Genomic DNA, 19,567 nt, shown 5'->3' with positions numbered 1-19,567 from the left:
ATGGGCTCGCTTATTTGAACTCTCCTCGGCGGAGGCAGTCATCGACTGCGGTGCGCAACGCGGTGTGCTCGGCGGTGTCAACGGTCAGTGCGTACTTTACCTTCACCTTGACGTAGTGCTCCACATAGGCGCACCGGAAATTGCCGGGCGGCAGATAGTTCGCGGGATCCTGGTCGCCCTTGGACCGGTTGGCCGAGGGGTCGGCGGCGACCAGGTTCAGCGAGTCGTTGGCGATGCGACGGCGGGTGTCCTCGTCGCGGTCGGCGGCACCGGATCGCCACGCTTCGGCAAGGGCGACAATGTGTTCGGCGTCGACCTTGGACGGATCGGTGATGAACTTGTAGGGCCCGAGTACGCCGGTCTTCTTGTCGATGAAGCCGTAGTGGTCCTGCCAGCCGCCGCCGGACTCCACCTTCAGATCGCAGCTCTTGGCGTCGAGGGTGACCTTGCCGGTGGCGTCGCGCAGCATCATCACCTCGCGGCTGGTGCATTTGGCGTACTGGGCCAGCTCGCCGGTGAAGCCGTGCTCGGGCTTGTTGGTGTCCCAGTGCGGGAACTTCTCGCGCGTGTAGCCCGTCATCGGGCCTTCCTTCGCGACGACGAGAGTGGCGACCAGATCGCCGACCTCCTTGCCCGACACCGTCGCCGCGCCCGCGGAACCGGGCCCGGGTGCGGTGGGACTCACCTTGTCCAGCAACGAGTTCGCGACGGTGGCCACCACGGCCAGACACACCGCCGCGGCGAGAGCGAGCAGCGCTCGCCCCAGGGGAGAACCGCTGATCGAAGACCACTTCATGCCCGTACCACCCAGATGCTTCGTCGAAAATGAACCGGCACAACCTAACGGCCGCACCGGGTGTCGTCAGTGATTGTCCGCTATGAGGTTCCGCACAGCACATCGCGAACTGGTTGCGGCTCAATAGCGTTCATCTATCGACGGAGGTGACCGAAGGGCGTGTTGGACAAACGCTTGGTGATCTAAATCACAGCCGATCAGTCGGGCAGTGATCCCGACTCCGGCGGAATCCCGGTGTCCAGGAAGCGGATCAGCCGCGCGATCCGCGCTGCGTGGTCGACACAACGCTGGAACTGACTGCCCAGCAACGCCATATCGATCGCCGCCTCGGCGCTCACGCCGGAATCGGTGAGCACCGTGCGCAACTGCTTGCACAGGGCGTCCATCGCCGCGGCGTCGGTGCCGTCGTCGGCGACGAAGCGACCACTCGCCACCGATGCCCCGACGCGCGCCACGCAGTCGGCCGCCAGGGTGCCCATCGACACGAGCGCGGCGATCACCGGCGCGGGCGCGACCGTGCTCGGATGTGCCCGATATACGTACTGCCCAGCGGTTTCGGTGCGTCGACCGATCCGCGACAGCTCACCGGCGATCTGGATCGCGGTCACCACATGACGCAGATCGCGCGCGACCGGAGCCTGCAACGCGAGCAACACCATCGTGCGGGATTCGCAGGCGGCGAACATCAGCTGCAACTGCTCGTCGAGCGCGAACACCTCGTAGGTGGCGGCGAGGTCGGCGCCTGCCAGTGCCGCGGTGACCCGCTCGGTCGCGTCATGAGCGACGCGCGACATCAGGGTGAGATCGTTGGCCAAAGCGACGAGCTCGAGGGTGAACTGGGTCCGCACGCGCTGAATTGTTCCCCATCGAGGCGGCGCGGGTGAATCCATCGCCGAGATCCATGCGACGACAGATCCGGGTGTGCCCGGTCGTAGCTGGAAGGATGGAGGTCATGATTGCCGCGTTGACGACTAAATGGACCGTGTACGTGCCCATCCTCGCCGCGCTCGTGCTCGTACTCAGCTGGGGTCGTTCGGTACCGGGATTGATCGTCGCGCTGGTGGGTGTCACCCTGGTCGGTGCGGTGCTGGCGGCGGTCTATCACGCCGAGATCGTGGCCCACCGGGTCGGTGAACCCTACGGTTCGCTGGTGCTCGCGGTGGCGGTGACCGTGATCGAGGTGGCGTTGATCGTCACCATGATGATCTCCGGTGGCGAGAAGGCGGCCTCGCTGGCCCGCGACACCGTGTTCGCCGCGGTGATGATCACCTGCAACGGCATCTTCGGCTTGGTGTTGCTCGTCGGCGCGCTGCGCAGGCGGGTGGCGGTGTTCAACGCCGAAGGTACCGGTGCCGCCCTGGCTACCGTCGCGACCCTGGCCACGCTGAGCCTGGTGCTGCCGACCTTCACCACCAGTGCGCCCGGACCGGAGTTCTCGCCGGCGCAGCTGGCCTTCGCCGCTGTCGCCTCGCTGGCCCTCTACGGGCTGTTCGTGATGGTGCAGACGGTGCGTCACCCTGACGATTTCCTCCCGGTGGAGGACGGCGGCGCGGTCGACGACAGTGACACCCACACCCACGCGCCGTCCAACCGAACCGCACTGATCAGTCTCGGCATGTTGGTTCTCGCCCTGGTCTGTGTGGTCGGCCTGGCCAAGGTGGTCTCGCCCGCGCTCGAGTCGGCGATCGCCTCGGCCGGGCTGCCGCCGTCGGCGGTGGGTGTGGTGATCGCGATGCTGGTGCTGCTGCCCGAGACCATCGCCGCGGTGAACTCGGCGCGACGCAACCAGGTGCAGATCGGTTTGAACCTGGCGCTCGGTTCGGCGATGGCCAGCATCGGCCTGACCATTCCGGTGATCGCGATCGCGACCATCTGGCTCAGTGGTCCGCTGGTGCTCGGGCTCGGCGCTACTCAGATGGTTCTGCTCGCGCTCACGGTCGTGGTGGGCACGTTGACGATCGTTCCCGGCCGGGCGACCTTACTGCACAGTGGCGTTCACCTGGGGTTGTTCGCGGCATTTGTGTTCCTCGCCGCAAGTCCGTAGCTGGAGTGTTGCGGATCACATGGCAGGTAGTTCTGTCATGGAAACGGTGAAAAAGCGACCAGGGTCACCCATCGGAAATTTTGTTGTGACGCACAGTACCGGTTAGCTTGCTGGAGTTGGCACCGACGCCGAAGCCAGAGAGTGCGGTATGAAAATCACCAAGCCCCGTGCTTCACGAGCGGCCCGGAGGCATCTCTGATGCCTACCGATCTGCACTCCGCGAAGCCGGATTCCGCTACCCAGATCGTCCGCGAGAACTTCACCGACACCGTCGTGTCGTCGCTGCGGACCTTCGGGCGTGCGGTCGACCTCGCACAGCAATCGGTCGGCGGCTCGTTCTCCGATATCGCCCGCAGGCAGTTCCAGTGGCGTGAGACCCTCGTGCAGGCCTGGCGGCTCATCACGGTCACCGCCATCCCCGCGATCCTGATGGCGATCCCGTTCGGCGTGATCGTCTCGGTCCAGGTAGGCAACCTGATCCACAGCCTCGGCGCCGACTCCATGCTCGGCGCCACCGGTGGTCTCGGCGTGATCAAGCAGGGCGCGCCCATCGCCACCGGCTTCCTGCTCGGTGGCGCGGGTGCGGCGGCGATCGCGGCCGACCTCGGCGCGCGCACCATCCGCGAGGAGATCGACGCGCTCAACACCATGGGAATCAACCCGGTGCACCGGCTCGTCATCCCACGGCTGGCGGCCATGCTGCTGGTTGCTCCGATGCTCAATGTGCTGATCATCTTCGTCGGCGTGCTGGCCGGTTACGCGGTCGCCGTCGGCGGCCAGGGTGTGACCCCGGGTAGCTACTGGTCGACGTTCGGTTCGTTCGCGACCGCCGGTGACGTGTGGGTCTCGCTGCTCAAGGCGCTGATCTTCGGCTTCCTGGTCGTGATCATCTCCTGCCAGCGCGGCCTGGAGGCCAAGGGCGGACCGCGCGGTGTGGCCGACGCGGTGAACGCGGCGGTGGTGCTCTCGGTGGTCTCGATCGCGATCGTGAACCTGCTGGCCAGCCAGATCAGCGCCATGTTCCTGCCGACGAAGTTGGCGTGATGGCTGCCTCCTCCTACATCCCCACCTCGCTGCACTGGCTGCGCAAGCCCGCCCGCATCGGCAAGCGGATCGTCACCGCCGGTGAATCGCTCGGTTTCGTCGCGGTGTTCGTCTGGCAGGTGCTGTCGTCGGTGCCGCTGACGCTGCGCCGCTACCGGGACGAAACGCTGCGCGCGGTCACCGACATGACCTGGGGTCGAGGGTCGATCATCGTCGGCGGCGGCACCGTCCCGATGATGATCGTGCTCGGCCTGGTGATGGGCGCCTCGGTGGGCGTCGAATCGTTCGCCTCACTCGACATGCTCGGCATGGGCCCGGTCACCGGCGTGATCTCGGCCTACGCGACCACCCGTGAGCTGGCCCCGATCGCGGCGGCCATCGGCTTCGCCGCGCAGGCGGGGTGCCGGATCACCGCCGAGATCGGCGCGATGCGCATCTCCGAGGAGATCGACGCGATCGAGGCGCTCGGCCTGCGTTCGGTGCCCTACGTCGTCACCACCCGGGTGATCGCCGGCGCCATCGCCATCGTGCCGACCTTCCTGATCGCGCTGATCCTGGCCTACGGCGCCTGCCGCGGGCTGCTCACGATGGTCTACGGCCAATCGGCCGGTGTGTACGACCACTACTTCTTCCAGTTCATCTCCGGCTTCGACATGATCGCCGCGGTGATCAAGGTGGCCGTGTTCGGCACGGTGGTGATCCTGGTGCACGCCTACTTCGGGTTCTTCGCCACCGGCGGCCCCGAGGGGGTCGGGATCGCGTCCGGTCGCGCGGTGCGCGCCAGCTCGGTGGCCATCATCGCCATCGACATGGTCCTCACGATCATGCTCTGGGGCTTCAACTCGGCGATCAGTTTTACGGGGTGAGCTGTGCCTAACTACGGAATGCCGGGCGTCGCGGCCGATCGGCGCAGCGCGCGCACGACCGGCGCGGTCATCCTCGGACTGATCACGGCGGTCCTGCTCGGGACCGTCGCCTACCACAACCTGCGCGGCGAAGACGGCCTGCGTATCGCACTGCACACCGACCACCTCGGTGACGGCATCAGCGCGGGCAGCCAGGTCCGTGTCGACGGTGTGACGGTCGGCGAGGTGGCCGAGGTGACCCCCGGCGAGCGTGGCACCCAGCGGATCTCGCTGCTGCTCGACTCGCAGCGTCTGGTCGGCATCGACGACAGCCTCGCGATCGACTACGCCCCGACCAACCTGTTCGGCATCGCCGAGATCGAGTTGCGCCGTGGCGCGGGCGGTTCGCCGTTGCGCGAGGGCACGGTCCTCGATCTCACCGGCGACAACGGCGACCGCGTCTACGACGCGACGATGAGCGCGATCCTGCGCAGCCTCTCGCAGGTCGGCATGACCGTCACCAGCCCGCAGATGGCGACCGTCATCTCCCAGCTGGCCGCCGACTTCAAGGCCTTCACCCCGCTGGTGCAGGCCCTGATCACGGTTGCCAAGACCATTGCCGACAACCAGGACGTGATGCCCTCTGAGCTGTTCGGCAAGCTCGGCCCCGCCTTCGACGGCGGCGGTGAGTTCGCGGGCGCCACCATGAAGGTGATCGACCAGCTCAGCGAGATCCGGGTGACCCAGGTCGACAAGCAGCGCTACGACATCGGCGTCGGGGTGATCGGCGGCTCCATCCTGCCCGCGCTCACCACCACCGTGAGCACCGCGGGCGGGCACTTCGCCGAGACCACCGACATGCTCGCGCCGATGCTGCTCGCGCTGGCGCAGATGTCGCCGAACCCGCGCCGGACCGGCGCCGATCTCACCACCCTGCTGCAGAACCTGCGCGGCGCGATGCCGGACGGCCCGGACGGGCCCGTCCTCAATCTCGACGTCGAACTCAGCGGTGTCCCCGGCATCGCGGTGCCGCTGTTCGGAAAGGTCGGTGGGTGATGAAGATTCGCGGAACCGCACTGCGCCTCGGTGTCTTCACCCTGGTGATGATCACCGTCCTCGGCATGGTGTTCACCCTGATCAAGCGCCCGGTCGACGGTGACACCAATGCCCACGACGCGCTGTTCACCGACGCCAACGGCCTCAAGGTCGGCAACGACGTGCGGATGTTCGGCGTGCAGGTGGGCAAGATCGAGAAGATCAGCCTCGAGGGCGACAAGGCCAAGGTCGCGATCACGGTCAAGACCGACACCCCGATCTACGACAACTCCAAGCTGGCCATCCGATACCAGAACCTCACCGGCCAGCGCTACATCGACCTGCAGCAAGCCCCGAACCCGGGCACAGCGATCGCCGCGGGCGCTCGTATCGGTGCGAACATGACCGTCCCGTCCTTCGACGTGACGAGCCTGTTCAGTGGCCTCAAGCCGGTGCTCGCCACGCTGTCGCCGGAAGCGATCAACCAGTTCACCGCGAGCATGCTCGCTGTGATCGAGGGCGACGGCACCGGTCTCGGTCCCGCGCTGAGCGCGATCGACCAACTCGCGAGCTATGCCGAGGACCGTCAGCAGGTGATCGGCACACTCATCCGCAACCTGTCCGACATGGGCGACCGGCACGGCGGTCGAGTCGGGTACCTGCTGCCCCTGTTGGCCCGGCTCACCGACATCTTCGAGGCCATGCAGCGCAATATCGGCGGTGTCGCGCAGTTCGCGATGACCGCGCCCTCGGTGCTGGCGCCGGTGGACCGGTTGCTCGCCGGGCTCGGCCTCGTCGAGGGCGGCGGCGCCGATGTCGACGCGATGATCCGCGGACTCTTCCCGAATCCGCAGGAAGCTGTCGAGGTGTTCGGCAAGCTCCCCGGTCTGCTGGCCACGGTCGACGCCTCGCTCGCACGCGGCTTCACCGACTTCACGCCGCACTGCAGCAATGGTGCCGCCGAGGTGCCCGCGCCGCTGCAGGTGCTGATCGCCGGACAGAAGGTCACCGTATGCAATCGCTGAAGAAGCTGACCGGGATGTTCGCCGGTGATCGCCCCATTCCCGATGAAGTGGGCAAGCGCGCACGGGAACTGCGGATGGGCATCATCGGCCTGAGCCTGGTCGTGCTGTTCATCATCGCCGCCGGCGTGGTCTACGTGGTGCCGCTGGGCAAACACACCTACACCGCCGAGCTCAGCGAAGCGCAGTCGGTGCGCGAGGGCGACGACGTGCGCCTGGCCGGTATCTCGGTCGGCAGCGTCACCTCGCTGGAGCTGAAGCCCGACAAGGTGATCATGCGATTCACCGTGAACAACGATGTGTTCGTCGGCGACAAGACCTCACTCGATGTCCGGATGCTCACCGTGGTCGGCGGCCACTACGTCGCGCTCTACCCGGCAGGCTCGGCGCCGCTGGGGGACAAGGCGATTCCCGCCGATCGAATTCGCCTGCCCTACAGCCTGATCGAGACGTTCCAGGACGCGACCGCCCCGCTGGCCGCCGTCGACGGCGATACCGTCCGACAGAACCTCGCCGCGGCGAACTCCGCGATCACGACCTCGCCGGAGGCCCTGCGCACCACGCTCGACACCGTCGGCAAGTACGTCGACATGCTCGATCGTCAGCGCAGCCAGGTGTCGAAGTCGATCGCGGTCGTCGACGAGTACATCTCCATGTACGACGGCGCCAAGTCCGATCTGGGCAGGTTGATGGACAATGTCAACCTCCTCGAAGACCTGCTGCTGAGCAAGCGGGCCGAAATGGCCGAAGCGGTGCGGTTGCTCACCTCGGTGGTGAATCGTCTGGCGGGCCTCGCACCGACCTGGGAGTCCTCTCTGAAACCGCAGGTGCAGGCCCTGGCCGACGCGCTGCCGCGGCTGCGCGAACTCGGCGGCCAACTCGAGCCCGTCATCGGGACCGTCGCTGACCTGCAGACGAAATTGTCGCAGCTGGCGACCCCCGAAGCCGGTGTGGTGGTCGACCAGTCGAGCGCCCGCGTGTGCGTACCGCTGCCCGGGAAGGCGTGCTGATGCTGAAACGACTGCTCGGATCCCAGGCGTTCATGTCGATCGCCGGTGTGGCGGTGCTGGTGGCGCTGGTCACCGGCGGCTACTTCATCGCCTTCGATCCGCTGAAGAAGACGCAATCCTATTGCGCGCTCATGCCCGACGCGATCGGCCTCTACCCGGGCAACCACGTCACCATGCGCGGCGTGGACGTGGGCGAGGTGACCTCGGTGCGCAACCAGGGCGCCAAGGTGCGGGTCGACTTCGAGGTCGACGCCGAATTCGGTGTCTACTCCGATGCTTCCGCGACCACGGTCGCGTACTCGGTCGCGGCGGACCGCAATCTGGCGGTGCTCACCAGCGGTAAGACCGCACCCCCGCTGGCGGGCGGCTGCATCACCAAAACGTTGACCCCCAAGAGCATCACCGAAACGTTGACGGCGCTGGCGAGCCTGTCCGACCAGCTCTCCGGTGGTTCCGCGGGCCAGCCAAGCGCCCTGTCCGACGGCCTGGCCTCGCTGGACCGCGCGACCGCGGGTACCGGCCCGACCGTCAACGAACTCATCCACAAGCTCGGTTCGGCGATGAACAAGCCCGACGCCGACATCGGCCACCTCGCAAGCCTTTTCGACGCGTTCGCCTCGGTGTCGAACCGAGTCGCCGCCAACTGGGGCGACCTGCAGACGATGCTGGTCCGCTTGGCGCCGCTGCTCAACATGGCCTCCGACGACCTCCTCGGCCCCGCTACTTCGCTGTTCGACGGCCTCGGCGAGCTGCTGCCGATGCTCAACGATGTCGCCGTCATCCTCGGTGACCCGCTGATCGGCGCGCTCGACGACACGGTCCCGCTGGTGAAGTTGTTGCGCGCCAACGTCGGATCACTGAGCGAGATCGTGGCGAAGATGCCCGCGCTGGCCTCGGCCTTCCGCAGCGTCACCGATCCCGCGGGTGGCACCGCGATCACCTACGCGCCGCCGAAGGTCGCACTGCCCGCCGGTGAGTCCGACCAGGTGTGTAGCGCGGTGAACGAGCTGATCCCGGGGCAGTGCCCCGACCCGGCGCGGGGACTGGCCGACGTGAATCTCGTGCAGGTCGTGCTGGGAATGGCAGGTGCTCGATGAATACCCGAAAACTGCTGCGACACAGCGTGACAGCGCTGGTTGTCGCGACCGGACTCGCGGTCGGCGGCTGTGGTTTCGACCCCGCCGAGGTGCCGGTGCCCGGCTCGACCGTCAGCGGTTCGACCTATCGTGTGCAGATCGAGTTCAGCAGCGCGCTGAACCTGCCCGCGAAGTCGAAGGTGATCGCCAACGGCGCCGAGATCGGCATCGTCGACGGTGTGCGCGTGGTCCAGCCCGCCGACGCCCCCGCCGGGCGCGGCGGCTACGTCATCGTCGAAGCCGACATCCTCGACACCGTGCAGTTGCCGACGAAGTCCATCGCGGAACTGCGCCAGGACACCATCCTCGGCGACATCCACCTCTCGCTCACCACGCCGAAGGACGGCTTCGGCGAGCTGTTGCGCGACGGCGGCACCATTCCGATCGAGCGCACCAAACCGCCTGTGCAGCTGGAAGACACGATGGCCACCATGGCCCTGTTCGTGCAGGGTGGGGCCATCGGTCAACTCCAGGAGATGCTGGGCCGGATCAACTCGGTGATGCCACAGGACCCCAGGGAAACCGCGCGCATCTCGGCGGTGATGGGCGCCGACGCCGCCGACCTGGCCGCGAATCTGGACCAGGTCGACCTGCTGGTCGATGGACTGACCCGCAACGCGGCGATCTTGCACGACGACACCGAAGAAGCGCTGACCGACATCCTCACCCCCGAAGCCGTGGCCTCGCTGACGGGCACCCAGGACTCGATCGCCAAGACCATGAAGATCTTCGACGCGCTCGGCCCGGTCGGTTCCTCACTCACCTGGTTGGCTCCGATCGCGAACTCCGGCGACGCCGCAGCGACCGCGTTCCTGCCGCTGGCCACCGGTGGCGCGGCCGATCTGCGCTCCTCGACCAACATGGCCCTGCTCACCGCCCTGCTGCGCGACAAGATCATTCCCTTCGTCGAGCGCGGCCCCGAGGTGAACGTCACCGGCGTCGAGGTGTCCGAAGAAGACCAGCTGGCGCAGATCGTCACCGCGCTGCGGATGATCGGAATGGTGCGATGAAGATCGGTGCGCTGGCCTCCCTCGGCGGCATCGCCGCCATCACCGTGCTCGGGGCGAGCTACCTGACCTTCGGGGTGGTGCGCGTCGACCCGCTGGCCGACTACACCGCGGCCTCGATCGAGGTCGCGAATTCCGGTGGCCTCAGCGTCGGTTCGCCGATCCTGCTCACCGGCATCGAGATCGGCGAGGTCACCGGTGTCGACACCTCGGCGAGTGGGCGCGTGCAGGTCGGATTCCGGTTCGGCGCCGACCACAAGGTGCCGATGAGCAGTGTCGTCACCATCGAGCACCTGTCCTCGCTGGGCGAGCCGTACGTGCAGTTCGTGCCGCGCGACGCCGGCGGTCCCTATCTCGCCGACGGACAGCGCCTTTCCGGGGAGAACGTGCGCACCCCGATGTCGATCCCCGAGGTCGCGCGGCTGGTCACCAAGACCGTCGAGCAGCTAGACCCGGCGGTCGTCGGATCCCTGGTCGACACCCTCGGCACGGCGATGGTCGGCACCGAGAACGTGGTCCCCGAACTGGCCAGGGCGGGCGACCTGCTCGCCGCGGCGCTGATGAGCCGCGCCCCGGCGATCGGTGAGCTGCAGAACAACTTCGAGTACGTCTCCGGCGACATCGGCTGGGCGGGCCCGGCCACCTCCGCCGCCGCGCCCGCCTTCATCCGGTTGAGTCAGGTGATCGATCAGTTCGTCGAATCGGTCGGTCGGGCCACCGAGGGCGATCCGCAGATGTACCTGCGCGACGGCGGATTGGTGCCACTGCTCGAGCAGCTCACCGCGAAGCTGAACGAGCTCGGCCCCGAGCTCTCGGCCCTGCTGCCCGGGCTGCGCCCACTCACCGAATCGGTCACCGCCACCGCTCCGCAGCTCGACCTGAGCGCGCTGATCGCCCAGGCTCTGCACAACACCGACGCCGACGCGGTGAAGGTGCGGGTCGCGATCAAGTAAACATCCGGCAACCATCGGATATAGGTATTCGCCCTGGCCAGTGGTTGTTCCGTCGAGCGGGCTGGTCTTCGAGCAACCGTGCGGTAGCGTGGCCGGACGAGGGGAGACCCGATCCGCGGCGAAGGCGGTGCGATGGCAGAGAGCGGCGAGGGTCCCGAATCGGGGACCGGCAGCAATACTCGAATGATCGCGATCGCGGCGGTACTCGCCGCGATACTCGCGCTGGTGGTGGCGCTCGGCCTGGTCCTGCGTGCCGACCAAGGTGAGGACAACCCGTCGGTGAACCCGATGGGATCCGACGCCAACGGTCTGCCGGTCGCCGGTTCCGATTCCGAAGCCGCCGACCAGCGAGGTTCCGACCAGGCCGAGGAGTTCGCGCCCCCGTGGCCGGCCAGACGGATCGGCGGCAACTGCTCGGCCGGTGGCATCGTCGCGCACTGGCGCGTCCACGATGGCGGCAAATGGCAGTGCACGGTGACCACCCCCGACGCTCAACCTCCGCAACAGGCCCCGGCGCCGCCACCCCCACCGCCGCCCGAACCCGAACCCGTGCCCGTGGAGGCGCCGCCCCCGCCCGCGTTCGAGCCCCCACCGCCGCCGGTCTACGAGCCGCCCGTCTACGAGCCCCCGCCGCCGCCCGAGCCGCCCCCGGTCTTCGAACCCGAACCGGCCCCCGCGCCACCCCCACCTCCGCCGCCACCCCCTGTCCTGCAACTCCCGTTCCCCCTCCCGCCGATCCTGCTCCCACCGGCGGCAGCCGTCCGCCCTTGATGGCGGGTCTGTCGCCGGGAACGGTCGTCGGCGGCGGGTCTGGCCCAGTGCTCAGTGGGCGTCGGTGAGACTGGTCAGCTATGGACCAGTTGGTACTGACTCTGGTGATCCTGCTCGCGGCCGTGCTCGCCGAACCACTCGGTGCGCGCCTCGGTCTCGCGCCGTCGATCCTGATGACCGTGTTCGGCTGTCTGCTCGCCTTGGTCCCGGCGGTACCGAGCCTGAACATCCCGCCCGAGCTGATCCTGCCGCTGGTTCTGCCGCCGCTGCTCTACGCAGCGGCCCGGCGCACCTCGTGGCGGCAGTTCGCGGAGAACTGGCAGATCATCGCGTTGCGTGCGGTCGGACTCGTCCTGGTCACCGCGGTCGCGGTCGCGGCGGTCTTCCACGCCTGGAACCCGGCCACCGCGATCGCCGCGGGCGTAGTGCTCGGTGCCCTGGTTGCCCCGCCCGACCCGGTCGCGGCGACCTCCATGGCGGGCAGTCTCGGCCTGCCGCGCCGGTTGATCGTGACCCTCGGCGGCGAAGGCCTGTTCAACGACGTCACCGCGATCGTCATCTACACCGTCGGAATCCAGGCCGTGGTCACCGGCCTGTTCTCGCCGTGGCACGCGCTGGGCGACTTCGCCCTCGCCGCGGTGGTCGGCGTGGCGGTCGGTCTGCTGCTCGGCTGGCTCGGCAGCAAGCTCACCAAATCTCTGGACACCGCCACCGGTCAGGTCGCGGTGAGCCTGCTGTTGCCCTTCGCCGCCTACGGCATCGCCGACCACTGGGAGGGCTCGGCGGTCCTCGCGGTACTGGTCTGCGCGCTGTACCTCACCGATGCCGTGACCGAAATCGGCGACCGTGACTATCGCCTCGTCGCGGATTCGTTCTGGGACATCACCGAAATGCTCATCACCGGGTTCGCGTTCGCGCTGATCGGGCTCGAACTACGGGTGGTCATCGAGGCGACCGGGCACAACTGGCCGTCACTGGCCGGGGTCACCGTCGCGGTGATCGCGGTCGTCGTGGGATTGCGCCTGGTCTGGTTGATGGCCACCTGGGCGATCAGCGCCAAATTGCCCCACAACGACGAACCGTTCACCTGGCGGGAGGTGATCGTCACCTGGTGGGCAGGCATGCGCGGCGTGGCGACGGTGGCCCTGGCGCTGGCCGTGCCGCTCACCCTCGATACCGGCGCCGACTTTCCGGCCCGCTCGGAGATCCTGTTCGTCGCGTTCGCGGTCGTCCTGTTCACCCTGCTCGTGCAGGGCCCGACGTTGCCGTTGGTGGTCCGCCTCACCGGGGTACACGCCGACACCCGCCAGGAACGCGCCGTCGAACAGGCACTGTGGACCAGGGTCGTCAATGCCGAACTCGCCGAACTCAAAGCGATCGCCGCCCGCGACAACATCCCCGAAGACGTCTACGAAGACCTCAAGGCGCTCCTGCGCCGACTGTCCGCCAAGGCCGACCCGGAAGCGGCCGACGCCGACGCGAAAGCCGCGCTGGACAAGGAACGCGAGCTCGCCGCGCAGATGCGCGCGGTCCGCGCCGCCGTCACCGAAGCGGGTCGGCGCGAAGCCCAAGCGGCCCGCCGCGAACCCGGCATGCCCCCGGACGTGGTCGACCGCGTCACCCGCCGACTCGACCTCGGCCCGATGCATTGAGCCGGCATACCCGCTGGGTGGAAGCGTTCGCGCTGGCGGGACGGGAGCTCAGACGACACTCAGCGAGTCGGTGAGGGCGCCGATTCCGTAGGTGATCGCCATGGCCAGGGCGCCGCCGACAACCACTCGCAGCACCGCCCGACCGCGATTGCCACCGCCGAGGCGCGCGCTCACCGAGCCGGTGAGCGCGAGGGCGATCAGCACCGCGGCGAATGTCACCGGCACCCGCCATTCGGTGGGCGGCAACACGATCGCCAGCAACGGCAGCAGCGCACCGCAGGTGAACGCGATCGCCGAGGAGAGGGCCGCCGCCCACGGGTTGGTGAGCGAGCGCGGGTCGATACCGAGTTCGGCTTCGGCGTGCGCGGTGAACGCGTCGTGCGCGGTGAGCTCGGCGGCCACCGTGCGCGCGGTGGCTGGGCTGAGCCCCTTCTTCTCGTAGATTCCGGCCAGTTCGGCCAGTTCGTAATCGGGTTCCTCGGCCAGTTCGCGACGCTCCTCGGCCAACAGCGCCTTCTCCGAATCGCGCTGGGTGCTCACCGACACGTATTCGCCCGCGGCCATCGAGATCGCACCCGCGACCAGTCCCGCGATACCCGCGGCGAGGATCGTTCGGGGATTGTTCGTGGTCGCGGCGACACCGACGACCAGCCCGGCGGTGGACACGATGCCGTCGTTCGCGCCGAGGACGCCGGCGCGCAGCCAGTTCAACCGGGTCGCGAAGCCTTCGGCGTGCGGCTCGTGCGGATGACGCGCGGGCGCACGCTCGGTCTCACTCGAACGTCTGTTTTCTGCGGGCGAGTCCGGCACCCGCACAGCCTAGTCGGGGTGAGCGCCCCCGCGGCGCAGCCACCGGCTCAGCTCCGTCGGGCAACCGATGGATCAGTGGTGGCGGGTAGTCCCGCACGCAACGTGTCGGCCAGACGCACCGCGAGCGCGATCACCGTCAGCGTCGGATTGACGTGCCCGTTCGTCGGGAACACCGAGCTTCCCGCGATGTAGAGGTTGTCGACCCCGTGTACCCGGCAGTGCTGGTCGACGACCCCGTGGCGCGGATCGGCCGACATCCGGGTGGTCCCGCTGGGATGCGCCCAGTCGGTGAGCGGCAGGGGATCGGTGCTGTCGGGCAGTACCGCGTGAACTACCTGTGGCGCGGGCAAACCGAGCCGGGTGAACTCGCCGACGAGCAACGCCGTCGCCCGCCGCACCGTCCGGTCCTCCTGCGCACTGGTGCGCCAATCGAGCTGCGGCAGCGGCATTCCCACCGGGTCGGTCCGCGCCGACAGCCGTACCCGGCTGTCGGCATCGGGTACCTGTTCCACCATCGCCCGCACCTCGACACCGGTCAGCCGATGCGGTAAGCCGACACCCTCGACCAACCTGCGCCGCGCACCCTCGAGCAGCAGTCCGGTGTCCGACAGCGCGATACGCACGTCCTGCCACCGCATTCGCCCGCGTAGCAACCGCTTCACCGAGTCCCACGGATCGTTGTCGGCGGTGACCTCCTGCAACCACAGGGCGCAGTTCACCAGCGACTCGCGCCGTTGCAGCGTGGGCGACAGCGTCATGCCGTGCAGAAAAGTGTGGCGACCGCGCGCGCTGTTGACCACGTACTTACCGAACCGGTCCAGCGCCGCCCCGGCCTCGGCGGGGCGCAGGGTCGCGACCACCCCGCACCGATGGTCCATCAGATACCGCCCGACCTGGTCGTATCGGTTCCCGATTCCGCCGGCGACGGTGCGGCGCGAGGCCAACAGCAGCCGCGGCGTGGCGATCCCGCCCGCGGCCAACACGAACGTTCGCGCCTCGACGGTCCGCACGCGCCCGCCCGCACCGGTGACCTCGACCGAATTCACATGCGCGCCGGTGGCGTCGGTGTCGATATGGGTGACGGTCGCGTTCACCAGTACCCGCGCTGTCGGCGCGACGATGTGGCGCACATGCGGTCCCCACCGTTTGCAGTCGTACCGGTCGGCCGGGTCGCGGCTGATCTGCCAGAAGTAGGGGCGCAACGAGGCGGCGTCGAGCGCGTCGGCGGGTGCCCGCCGCCCGCACAGCGGCCAGAACTCGTGCTCGGTGAAGCCGGTGCCGTGTCCGAGTCCGGCGTGCGCGGCGGCGCGTTCGGTATAGGGCCGCAGTGCGCCCGCGTCGATCGGCCAGCCCGACCGGGTGACCCAGGGGCGGTGAGCGAAGTCGAGGTCGTCGAGCACCCCGCAGCGTCCTGCCCAGCTGTGTGAGGTGCCGCCGAGCACGCGATTCCCGGCGATCCGGTGCTGCTCCGCGCGCGGTGCGCCGATGTTCTCCATCGCGGCGAATGCCGTTTCGTCCGCGGTGATCTCGTGCCCACCGCTCTCCAGCACCAGCACGCTCAGTCCGGTGGCAGCGAGTTCGGTGGCCACCGTCAGGCCCGCGGGGCCCGAGCCGATGACGCAGACCTGGGTGCGCAGCGCGTCGTCGCCCACAGTGCGCAGATCCTCCACCAGCATCGGCGGTCCTCTCACCAGCGCGGCCCCCGAACCGCTGGTCTCACTCTAAGAGCCGGACCACCGTGTGTCAGTCGGTCTCGCAATGCTGATTGACGAAAGCTCTGATATACCCCGCCGATTGGCGCACATACATCCACGCCCAGAACTCCGGCCCCGAGTCCGACGGGCTGGCGACCATCGTGATCTCGCCCTCGTAGCACTTGTCCACGATGTACCTGGCACGCGACACATGCGGTGTGAACGTGACCACGATGATGTGGCTCCACCCGTAAATCTCTGCGCGACGCACGATTTCACGCGCCTCACCATCGGTGGTCCACGGGTCGGGCACGAAACACGAGACACGGAAGGCGAATCGGCCACCGCAGTACTTGTCCATCATCGGATCGTCGGGCCCGGTGGACTGCGAGATCAGCACCTCGGGGGCGAAGCCGCGCTCGGCGAGTTCGATGCCGAGGTCGAACCGTTCGTAGGCGGTGCCACCCAGCACCACGATCACGTCGGCGGGCCGTAAGGGGTCCACCTGGGGGTGTACGAAGACCGGCCATCCAGCGAACGCGGCAGCCAGCACGGTGACCAGTGCGCCGACGAGCAACCATCCCGCACGTCGAAGGATCGACACGGCACCGACGATACCGAAATCTCGGCGGTGGCCGCCGGTCGCGCCGTCGACCAGGCCCGCACCCTGGAGTCACGGTCGCCGGGCAGGCACACTGGAGCCCATGACCGACACCGCCGTTGCCCCCGAACACCTCGACGTCGTCATCGTCGGCGCCGGGTTGTCCGGCATCGGGGCCGCTTACCGGCTGCAGACCGAACATCCGCATCGCAGCTACGCCGTCCTCGAGGCGCGCGCCGACCTCGGCGGCACCTGGGACCTGTTCCGCTATCCGGGCATCCGCTCGGATTCGGACATGTTCACCCTCGGTTACCCGTTCAAGCCGTGGCGGGCTGCCCGCTCCATCGCCGACGGCGCCGCGATTCTGGATTACATTCGCGAGACCGCGCAGGAGAACGGCATCGACCGGCGCATCCGCTTCGGTTCCCGGGTGATCGGCGCGGATTGGTCATCGGCGCAAGCTCATTGGCAACTCACCATCGCCCACGAGGGTCCCGACGGTCCCGAACTGAGCACCCTCACCTGCGGTTTCCTCTACACCTGTGCCGGCTACTACGACTACCAGCAGCCGCACGCCCCCGAGTTCCCCGGCCGCGACGACTTCGCGGGCACCCTCGTGCACCCGCAGTTCTGGCCCGCCGACCTCGACACCCGCGACAAGCGGATCGTCGTGATCGGCAGCGGCGCCACCGCCGTCACCCTGGTGCCCAACCTCGCCGTCGACGCCGCGCACGTAACCATGCTGCAGCGCAGCCCCACCTGGATCAGCCCTGTTCCGGGCCGCGACAAGCAGGCCGACAAGATCCGCAAGCTGCTCCCCGCCGGCCTCGCGCACCGGTTGATCCGGACCAAGAACATCCTGTTCAACATCGGCTTCTACCAGTTCTGCCGTCGCCGCCCGGCCGCCGCGCGCAAACTGCTCACCGACCTCACCACGCGCATCCTCAAAGACGACAAGCTCGTCGCCGAGCACTTCACGCCCGACTACGACCCGTGGGATCAGCGCCTGTGCGCCGCCCCCGACGCCGACTTCTTCAAGGCGATGAAAAAGGGCAAAGCCTCGGTGGTCACCGACCACATCGACGCCTTCGTCCCGGAGGGGATCCGACTGGTGTCGGGTCGGACGCTGCCCGCCGACATCGTGGTCACCGCCACGGGGCTGCGCCTGTTGGCTTTCGGCGGCATCGCGCCCTCGGTCGACGGCACCCCCGTGCCGCTGGCCGAGCAGTTCGTCTGGCAGGGCGCCATGCTCACCGGCCTGCCCAACTTCGCCATCTGCGTCGGCTACACCAACGCGTCATGGACCCTGCGCGCCGACCTCACCTCCCGCCTGGTCTGCAAAGTCCTCACCCATCTCGACCGCACCGGTAGCGCCGCGGTCGTCCCCGAACCCAAGGGCGCGCTCGCCGAACGCCCACTGCTCGACCTCAATGCCGGCTATGTGCTGCGCTCGATCGCCGCTTTCCCCCGTCAGGGCGACCGCCATCCGTGGCGGGTCAGGCAGAACTACCTGCTCGACGCGCTGATCACCCTGCGTACCGATCTCGGCAAAACGCTGCGGCCCGCTCCTCGTCGAGTGAAGGAGTTCACCCGCAACGGGTGAGGCGCACGCTTCGCAGGATTCCTACCGTTGTCGTGTGCCGTGGTGGCACGTGGCGTTGACCCGACGGGAAGGCCCAGCGATGACAGACACGAACAGGCACCAGCTGCGCGACGGTATAGCGGCAGGAACCTCCATCGGCGCCGGCATCCTGCTGGCGGTGGTCGGTGCCCTGCAGATCCTCCAGGGAATCTCCGCGGTCGCCAACGACGATCTCATCGTCGTCGGACCGGAGTACCTCTACCAGTTCGACCTCACCAGCTGGGGCTGGTGGCACATCATTCTCGGGGCGCTCGCGGTGATCATCGCGATCGGTCTGCTGGCCGGTCAGACCTGGGGCAGGGTCTCGGCCATGGTGATCGCGGCATTGTCGATCATCGCCAATTTCCTGTGGCTGCCCTACTACCCGTGGTGGTCGATCCTGATCATCGCCGTCGACATCGTGGTGATCTGGGCAGTGGCCACCTGGCGACCGAACAGCATCTGAGCTGTAGTTCTGATCCCTGCGGCGACGCCGTCCCGACCATCGGGGCGGCGTTGTTCGTCTCGTCGGAGGCCGGTGGTTCAGTTGTCGAGCGCCGAATGCCCCGCGACCGCCTCACCGAGTGTGTCGACGAGATGCAGCGAGAGCCGCTCGCCGAGTACCGCGAGCTCGGCCTTCTGCGGGTCGTCGAGGCCGTCGAGTACCAGCTTGCGTACCGCGACGAGATAGTCCGGCGTCGCCGCCACCACCTTGGCCTGCCCGGTCTCGGTGAGGACCGCGTCGATCCCGCGTCCCGATTGCGCTGCCTCGCGCCGCGCCCACCCCATCCGTTCCAGCTTCGACACCACGTGGGAGAGCCGGGAAATGGAGCCGTGCCCGCGCGCCGCGAGCATGCTCAACCGCATCCGGCGTCCCGGCGCGTCATGGAGCAGGACCATGACCCGGTACTCGAAATGGGTCAGCCCGAACTCACGCTGTAGACGCGAGTCGAGTGCGCTGGGCACACGCATCGACAGGGTGACCACCGCGCTCCACGCGCGACGCTCGACCGAGTTGAGATCCTCCGTCACCCCGGCCTACCTTCCATCCAATCGGTAGCTATGTAGTTGCTGACCGTCGGCGAACTGTATATCGGAGGAGGAATCATGTCTACGGTTGTCGCATCATATTGCCAGGTAGGCGGACCTTTTTGAGATCAACGACACCTTGGACAAATGACCAGTTGCCAACTGGTCGCCCACTGCCGCGCACCGACGGCCGCAGCATCCGCCGACGAGCGCCGGCTTCGAACTCGCAGTAGGATGGTGGTCCTGACCTGGGGAAACGCTGAAATTTCCAGGCGATTTGACTTCGCGTTTGTCGGCACGTAACTTTATTCCAGTCAGAGCGACACGGACACCGACTCGGCCGCCCAGCGGCCGGGACACGAGGTAGTACGATGAGCGCCTGACTGACTGCGTGTTCAGAGGAACTCGGTTCGGATTTGCTTCCGGCCGGTTGCCTGAGCTAAAGTTTGAACCCTTGCCTCACCGAAACCCCTACGAGAAGTTGTGGGTAGAAGTGT

19 protein-coding genes are annotated in these 19,567 nt (G+C 67.8%); 13 read left to right on the top strand and 6 right to left on the bottom strand.

What is annotated here, in order from left to right:
• Positions 1-10 precede the first annotated feature (10 nt).
• Entirely contained in the window at positions 11-796 is a 786-nt protein-coding gene (locus tag ACFWUR_RS28840; RefSeq protein WP_378911026.1) for an HNH endonuclease family protein, read from the bottom strand.
• Between the two features lie 197 nt (positions 797-993).
• Positions 994-1,644: a phosphate uptake regulator PhoU gene (locus ACFWUR_RS28835; protein WP_378911024.1), complete on the bottom strand. Its 651-nt coding sequence runs from the start codon at positions 1,642-1,644 to the stop codon at positions 994-996.
• A gap of 104 nt (positions 1,645-1,748) precedes the next feature.
• Here ACFWUR_RS28835 and ACFWUR_RS28830 point away from each other — a divergent pair, with 104 nt between their 5' ends.
• From ACFWUR_RS28830 to ACFWUR_RS28780, 11 genes are all read left to right on the top strand, one after another.
• Positions 1,749-2,840 (top strand): calcium:proton antiporter, encoded by a 1,092-nt coding sequence (locus ACFWUR_RS28830; protein ID WP_378911023.1) that lies wholly within the window; start codon positions 1,749-1,751, stop codon positions 2,838-2,840.
• A gap of 198 nt (positions 2,841-3,038) precedes the next feature.
• The gene (locus ACFWUR_RS28825) at positions 3,039-3,884 is read left to right on the top strand and encodes an ABC transporter permease (RefSeq protein ID WP_062991835.1); all 846 of its coding nucleotides are present in this window, start codon (positions 3,039-3,041) and stop codon (positions 3,882-3,884) included.
• Positions 3,884-4,750, top strand: a complete 867-nt coding sequence (locus ACFWUR_RS28820; protein ID WP_328659724.1) for an ABC transporter permease — start codon at positions 3,884-3,886, stop codon at positions 4,748-4,750. Before ACFWUR_RS28825 ends, ACFWUR_RS28820 begins: the two co-directional genes overlap by 1 nt.
• A gap of 3 nt (positions 4,751-4,753) precedes the next feature.
• A complete protein-coding gene (locus ACFWUR_RS28815) occupies positions 4,754-5,785 on the top strand; it encodes an MlaD family protein (protein WP_378911021.1) in 1,032 nt (343 codons plus the stop codon).
• Positions 5,785-6,789, top strand: a complete 1,005-nt coding sequence (locus tag ACFWUR_RS28810) for an MlaD family protein (RefSeq protein ID WP_378911019.1) — start codon at positions 5,785-5,787, stop codon at positions 6,787-6,789. Before ACFWUR_RS28815 ends, ACFWUR_RS28810 begins: the two co-directional genes overlap by 1 nt.
• Positions 6,777-7,796: an MlaD family protein gene (locus ACFWUR_RS28805; RefSeq protein ID WP_378911017.1), complete on the top strand. Its 1,020-nt coding sequence runs from the start codon at positions 6,777-6,779 to the stop codon at positions 7,794-7,796. Before ACFWUR_RS28810 ends, ACFWUR_RS28805 begins: the two co-directional genes overlap by 13 nt.
• On the top strand, positions 7,796-8,893 hold the full coding sequence (locus ACFWUR_RS28800; RefSeq protein ID WP_378911015.1) for an MlaD family protein: 1,098 nt from the start codon (positions 7,796-7,798) through the stop codon (positions 8,891-8,893). The genes ACFWUR_RS28805 and ACFWUR_RS28800 overlap by 1 nt, the downstream gene beginning before the upstream one ends.
• Positions 8,890-9,942, top strand: a complete 1,053-nt coding sequence (locus ACFWUR_RS28795) for an MlaD family protein (protein ID WP_378911014.1) — start codon at positions 8,890-8,892, stop codon at positions 9,940-9,942. The genes ACFWUR_RS28800 and ACFWUR_RS28795 overlap by 4 nt, the downstream gene beginning before the upstream one ends.
• Complete coding sequence (locus ACFWUR_RS28790; protein WP_378911012.1) at positions 9,939-10,892, top strand: MlaD family protein; 954 nt, start codon at positions 9,939-9,941, stop codon at positions 10,890-10,892. Before ACFWUR_RS28795 ends, ACFWUR_RS28790 begins: the two co-directional genes overlap by 4 nt.
• Positions 10,893-11,024: 132 nt before the next feature.
• The gene (locus tag ACFWUR_RS28785; protein ID WP_378911011.1) at positions 11,025-11,663 is read left to right on the top strand and encodes a hypothetical protein; all 639 of its coding nucleotides are present in this window, start codon (positions 11,025-11,027) and stop codon (positions 11,661-11,663) included.
• Between the two features lie 80 nt (positions 11,664-11,743).
• Positions 11,744-13,315 (top strand): Na+/H+ antiporter, encoded by a 1,572-nt coding sequence (locus ACFWUR_RS28780; protein ID WP_378911009.1) that lies wholly within the window; start codon positions 11,744-11,746, stop codon positions 13,313-13,315.
• A gap of 48 nt (positions 13,316-13,363) precedes the next feature.
• On the opposite strand, the gene ACFWUR_RS28775 is transcribed toward ACFWUR_RS28780, so the two are convergent.
• The 3 genes from ACFWUR_RS28775 to ACFWUR_RS28765 all read right to left on the bottom strand — a co-directional run bounded on the left by ACFWUR_RS28775 (position 13,364) and on the right by ACFWUR_RS28765 (position 16,423).
• Complete coding sequence (locus ACFWUR_RS28775) at positions 13,364-14,125, bottom strand: VIT family protein (RefSeq protein ID WP_378911008.1); 762 nt, start codon at positions 14,123-14,125, stop codon at positions 13,364-13,366.
• A gap of 47 nt (positions 14,126-14,172) precedes the next feature.
• Positions 14,173-15,801 (bottom strand): GMC oxidoreductase, encoded by a 1,629-nt coding sequence (locus ACFWUR_RS28770; RefSeq protein WP_378911006.1) that lies wholly within the window; start codon positions 15,799-15,801, stop codon positions 14,173-14,175.
• Between the two features lie 67 nt (positions 15,802-15,868).
• Positions 15,869-16,423: a YdcF family protein gene (locus ACFWUR_RS28765; protein ID WP_378911004.1), complete on the bottom strand. Its 555-nt coding sequence runs from the start codon at positions 16,421-16,423 to the stop codon at positions 15,869-15,871.
• Between the two features lie 100 nt (positions 16,424-16,523).
• On the opposite strand from ACFWUR_RS28765, the gene ACFWUR_RS28760 reads away from it, so the two are divergent.
• Positions 16,524-18,023, top strand: coding sequence for a flavin-containing monooxygenase (locus ACFWUR_RS28760; RefSeq protein ID WP_378911003.1), 1,500 nt, complete (start codon positions 16,524-16,526; stop codon positions 18,021-18,023).
• Between the two features lie 79 nt (positions 18,024-18,102).
• Positions 18,103-18,507 (top strand): hypothetical protein, encoded by a 405-nt coding sequence (locus tag ACFWUR_RS28755; protein WP_378911001.1) that lies wholly within the window; start codon positions 18,103-18,105, stop codon positions 18,505-18,507.
• 77 nt (positions 18,508-18,584) lie between these two features.
• On the opposite strand, the gene ACFWUR_RS28750 is transcribed toward ACFWUR_RS28755, so the two are convergent.
• Positions 18,585-19,073: a MarR family winged helix-turn-helix transcriptional regulator gene (locus tag ACFWUR_RS28750; protein WP_378910999.1), complete on the bottom strand. Its 489-nt coding sequence runs from the start codon at positions 19,071-19,073 to the stop codon at positions 18,585-18,587.
• Positions 19,074-19,567: the final 494 nt, after the last annotated feature.

The organism is Nocardia sp. NPDC058633 (assembly GCF_042717045.1).
GTDB lineage: Bacteria > Actinomycetota > Actinomycetes > Mycobacteriales > Mycobacteriaceae > Nocardia.
The sequence above is the reverse complement of the archived record's forward strand: the minus strand, read 5'-3'. Positions and strand labels throughout refer to the sequence as shown.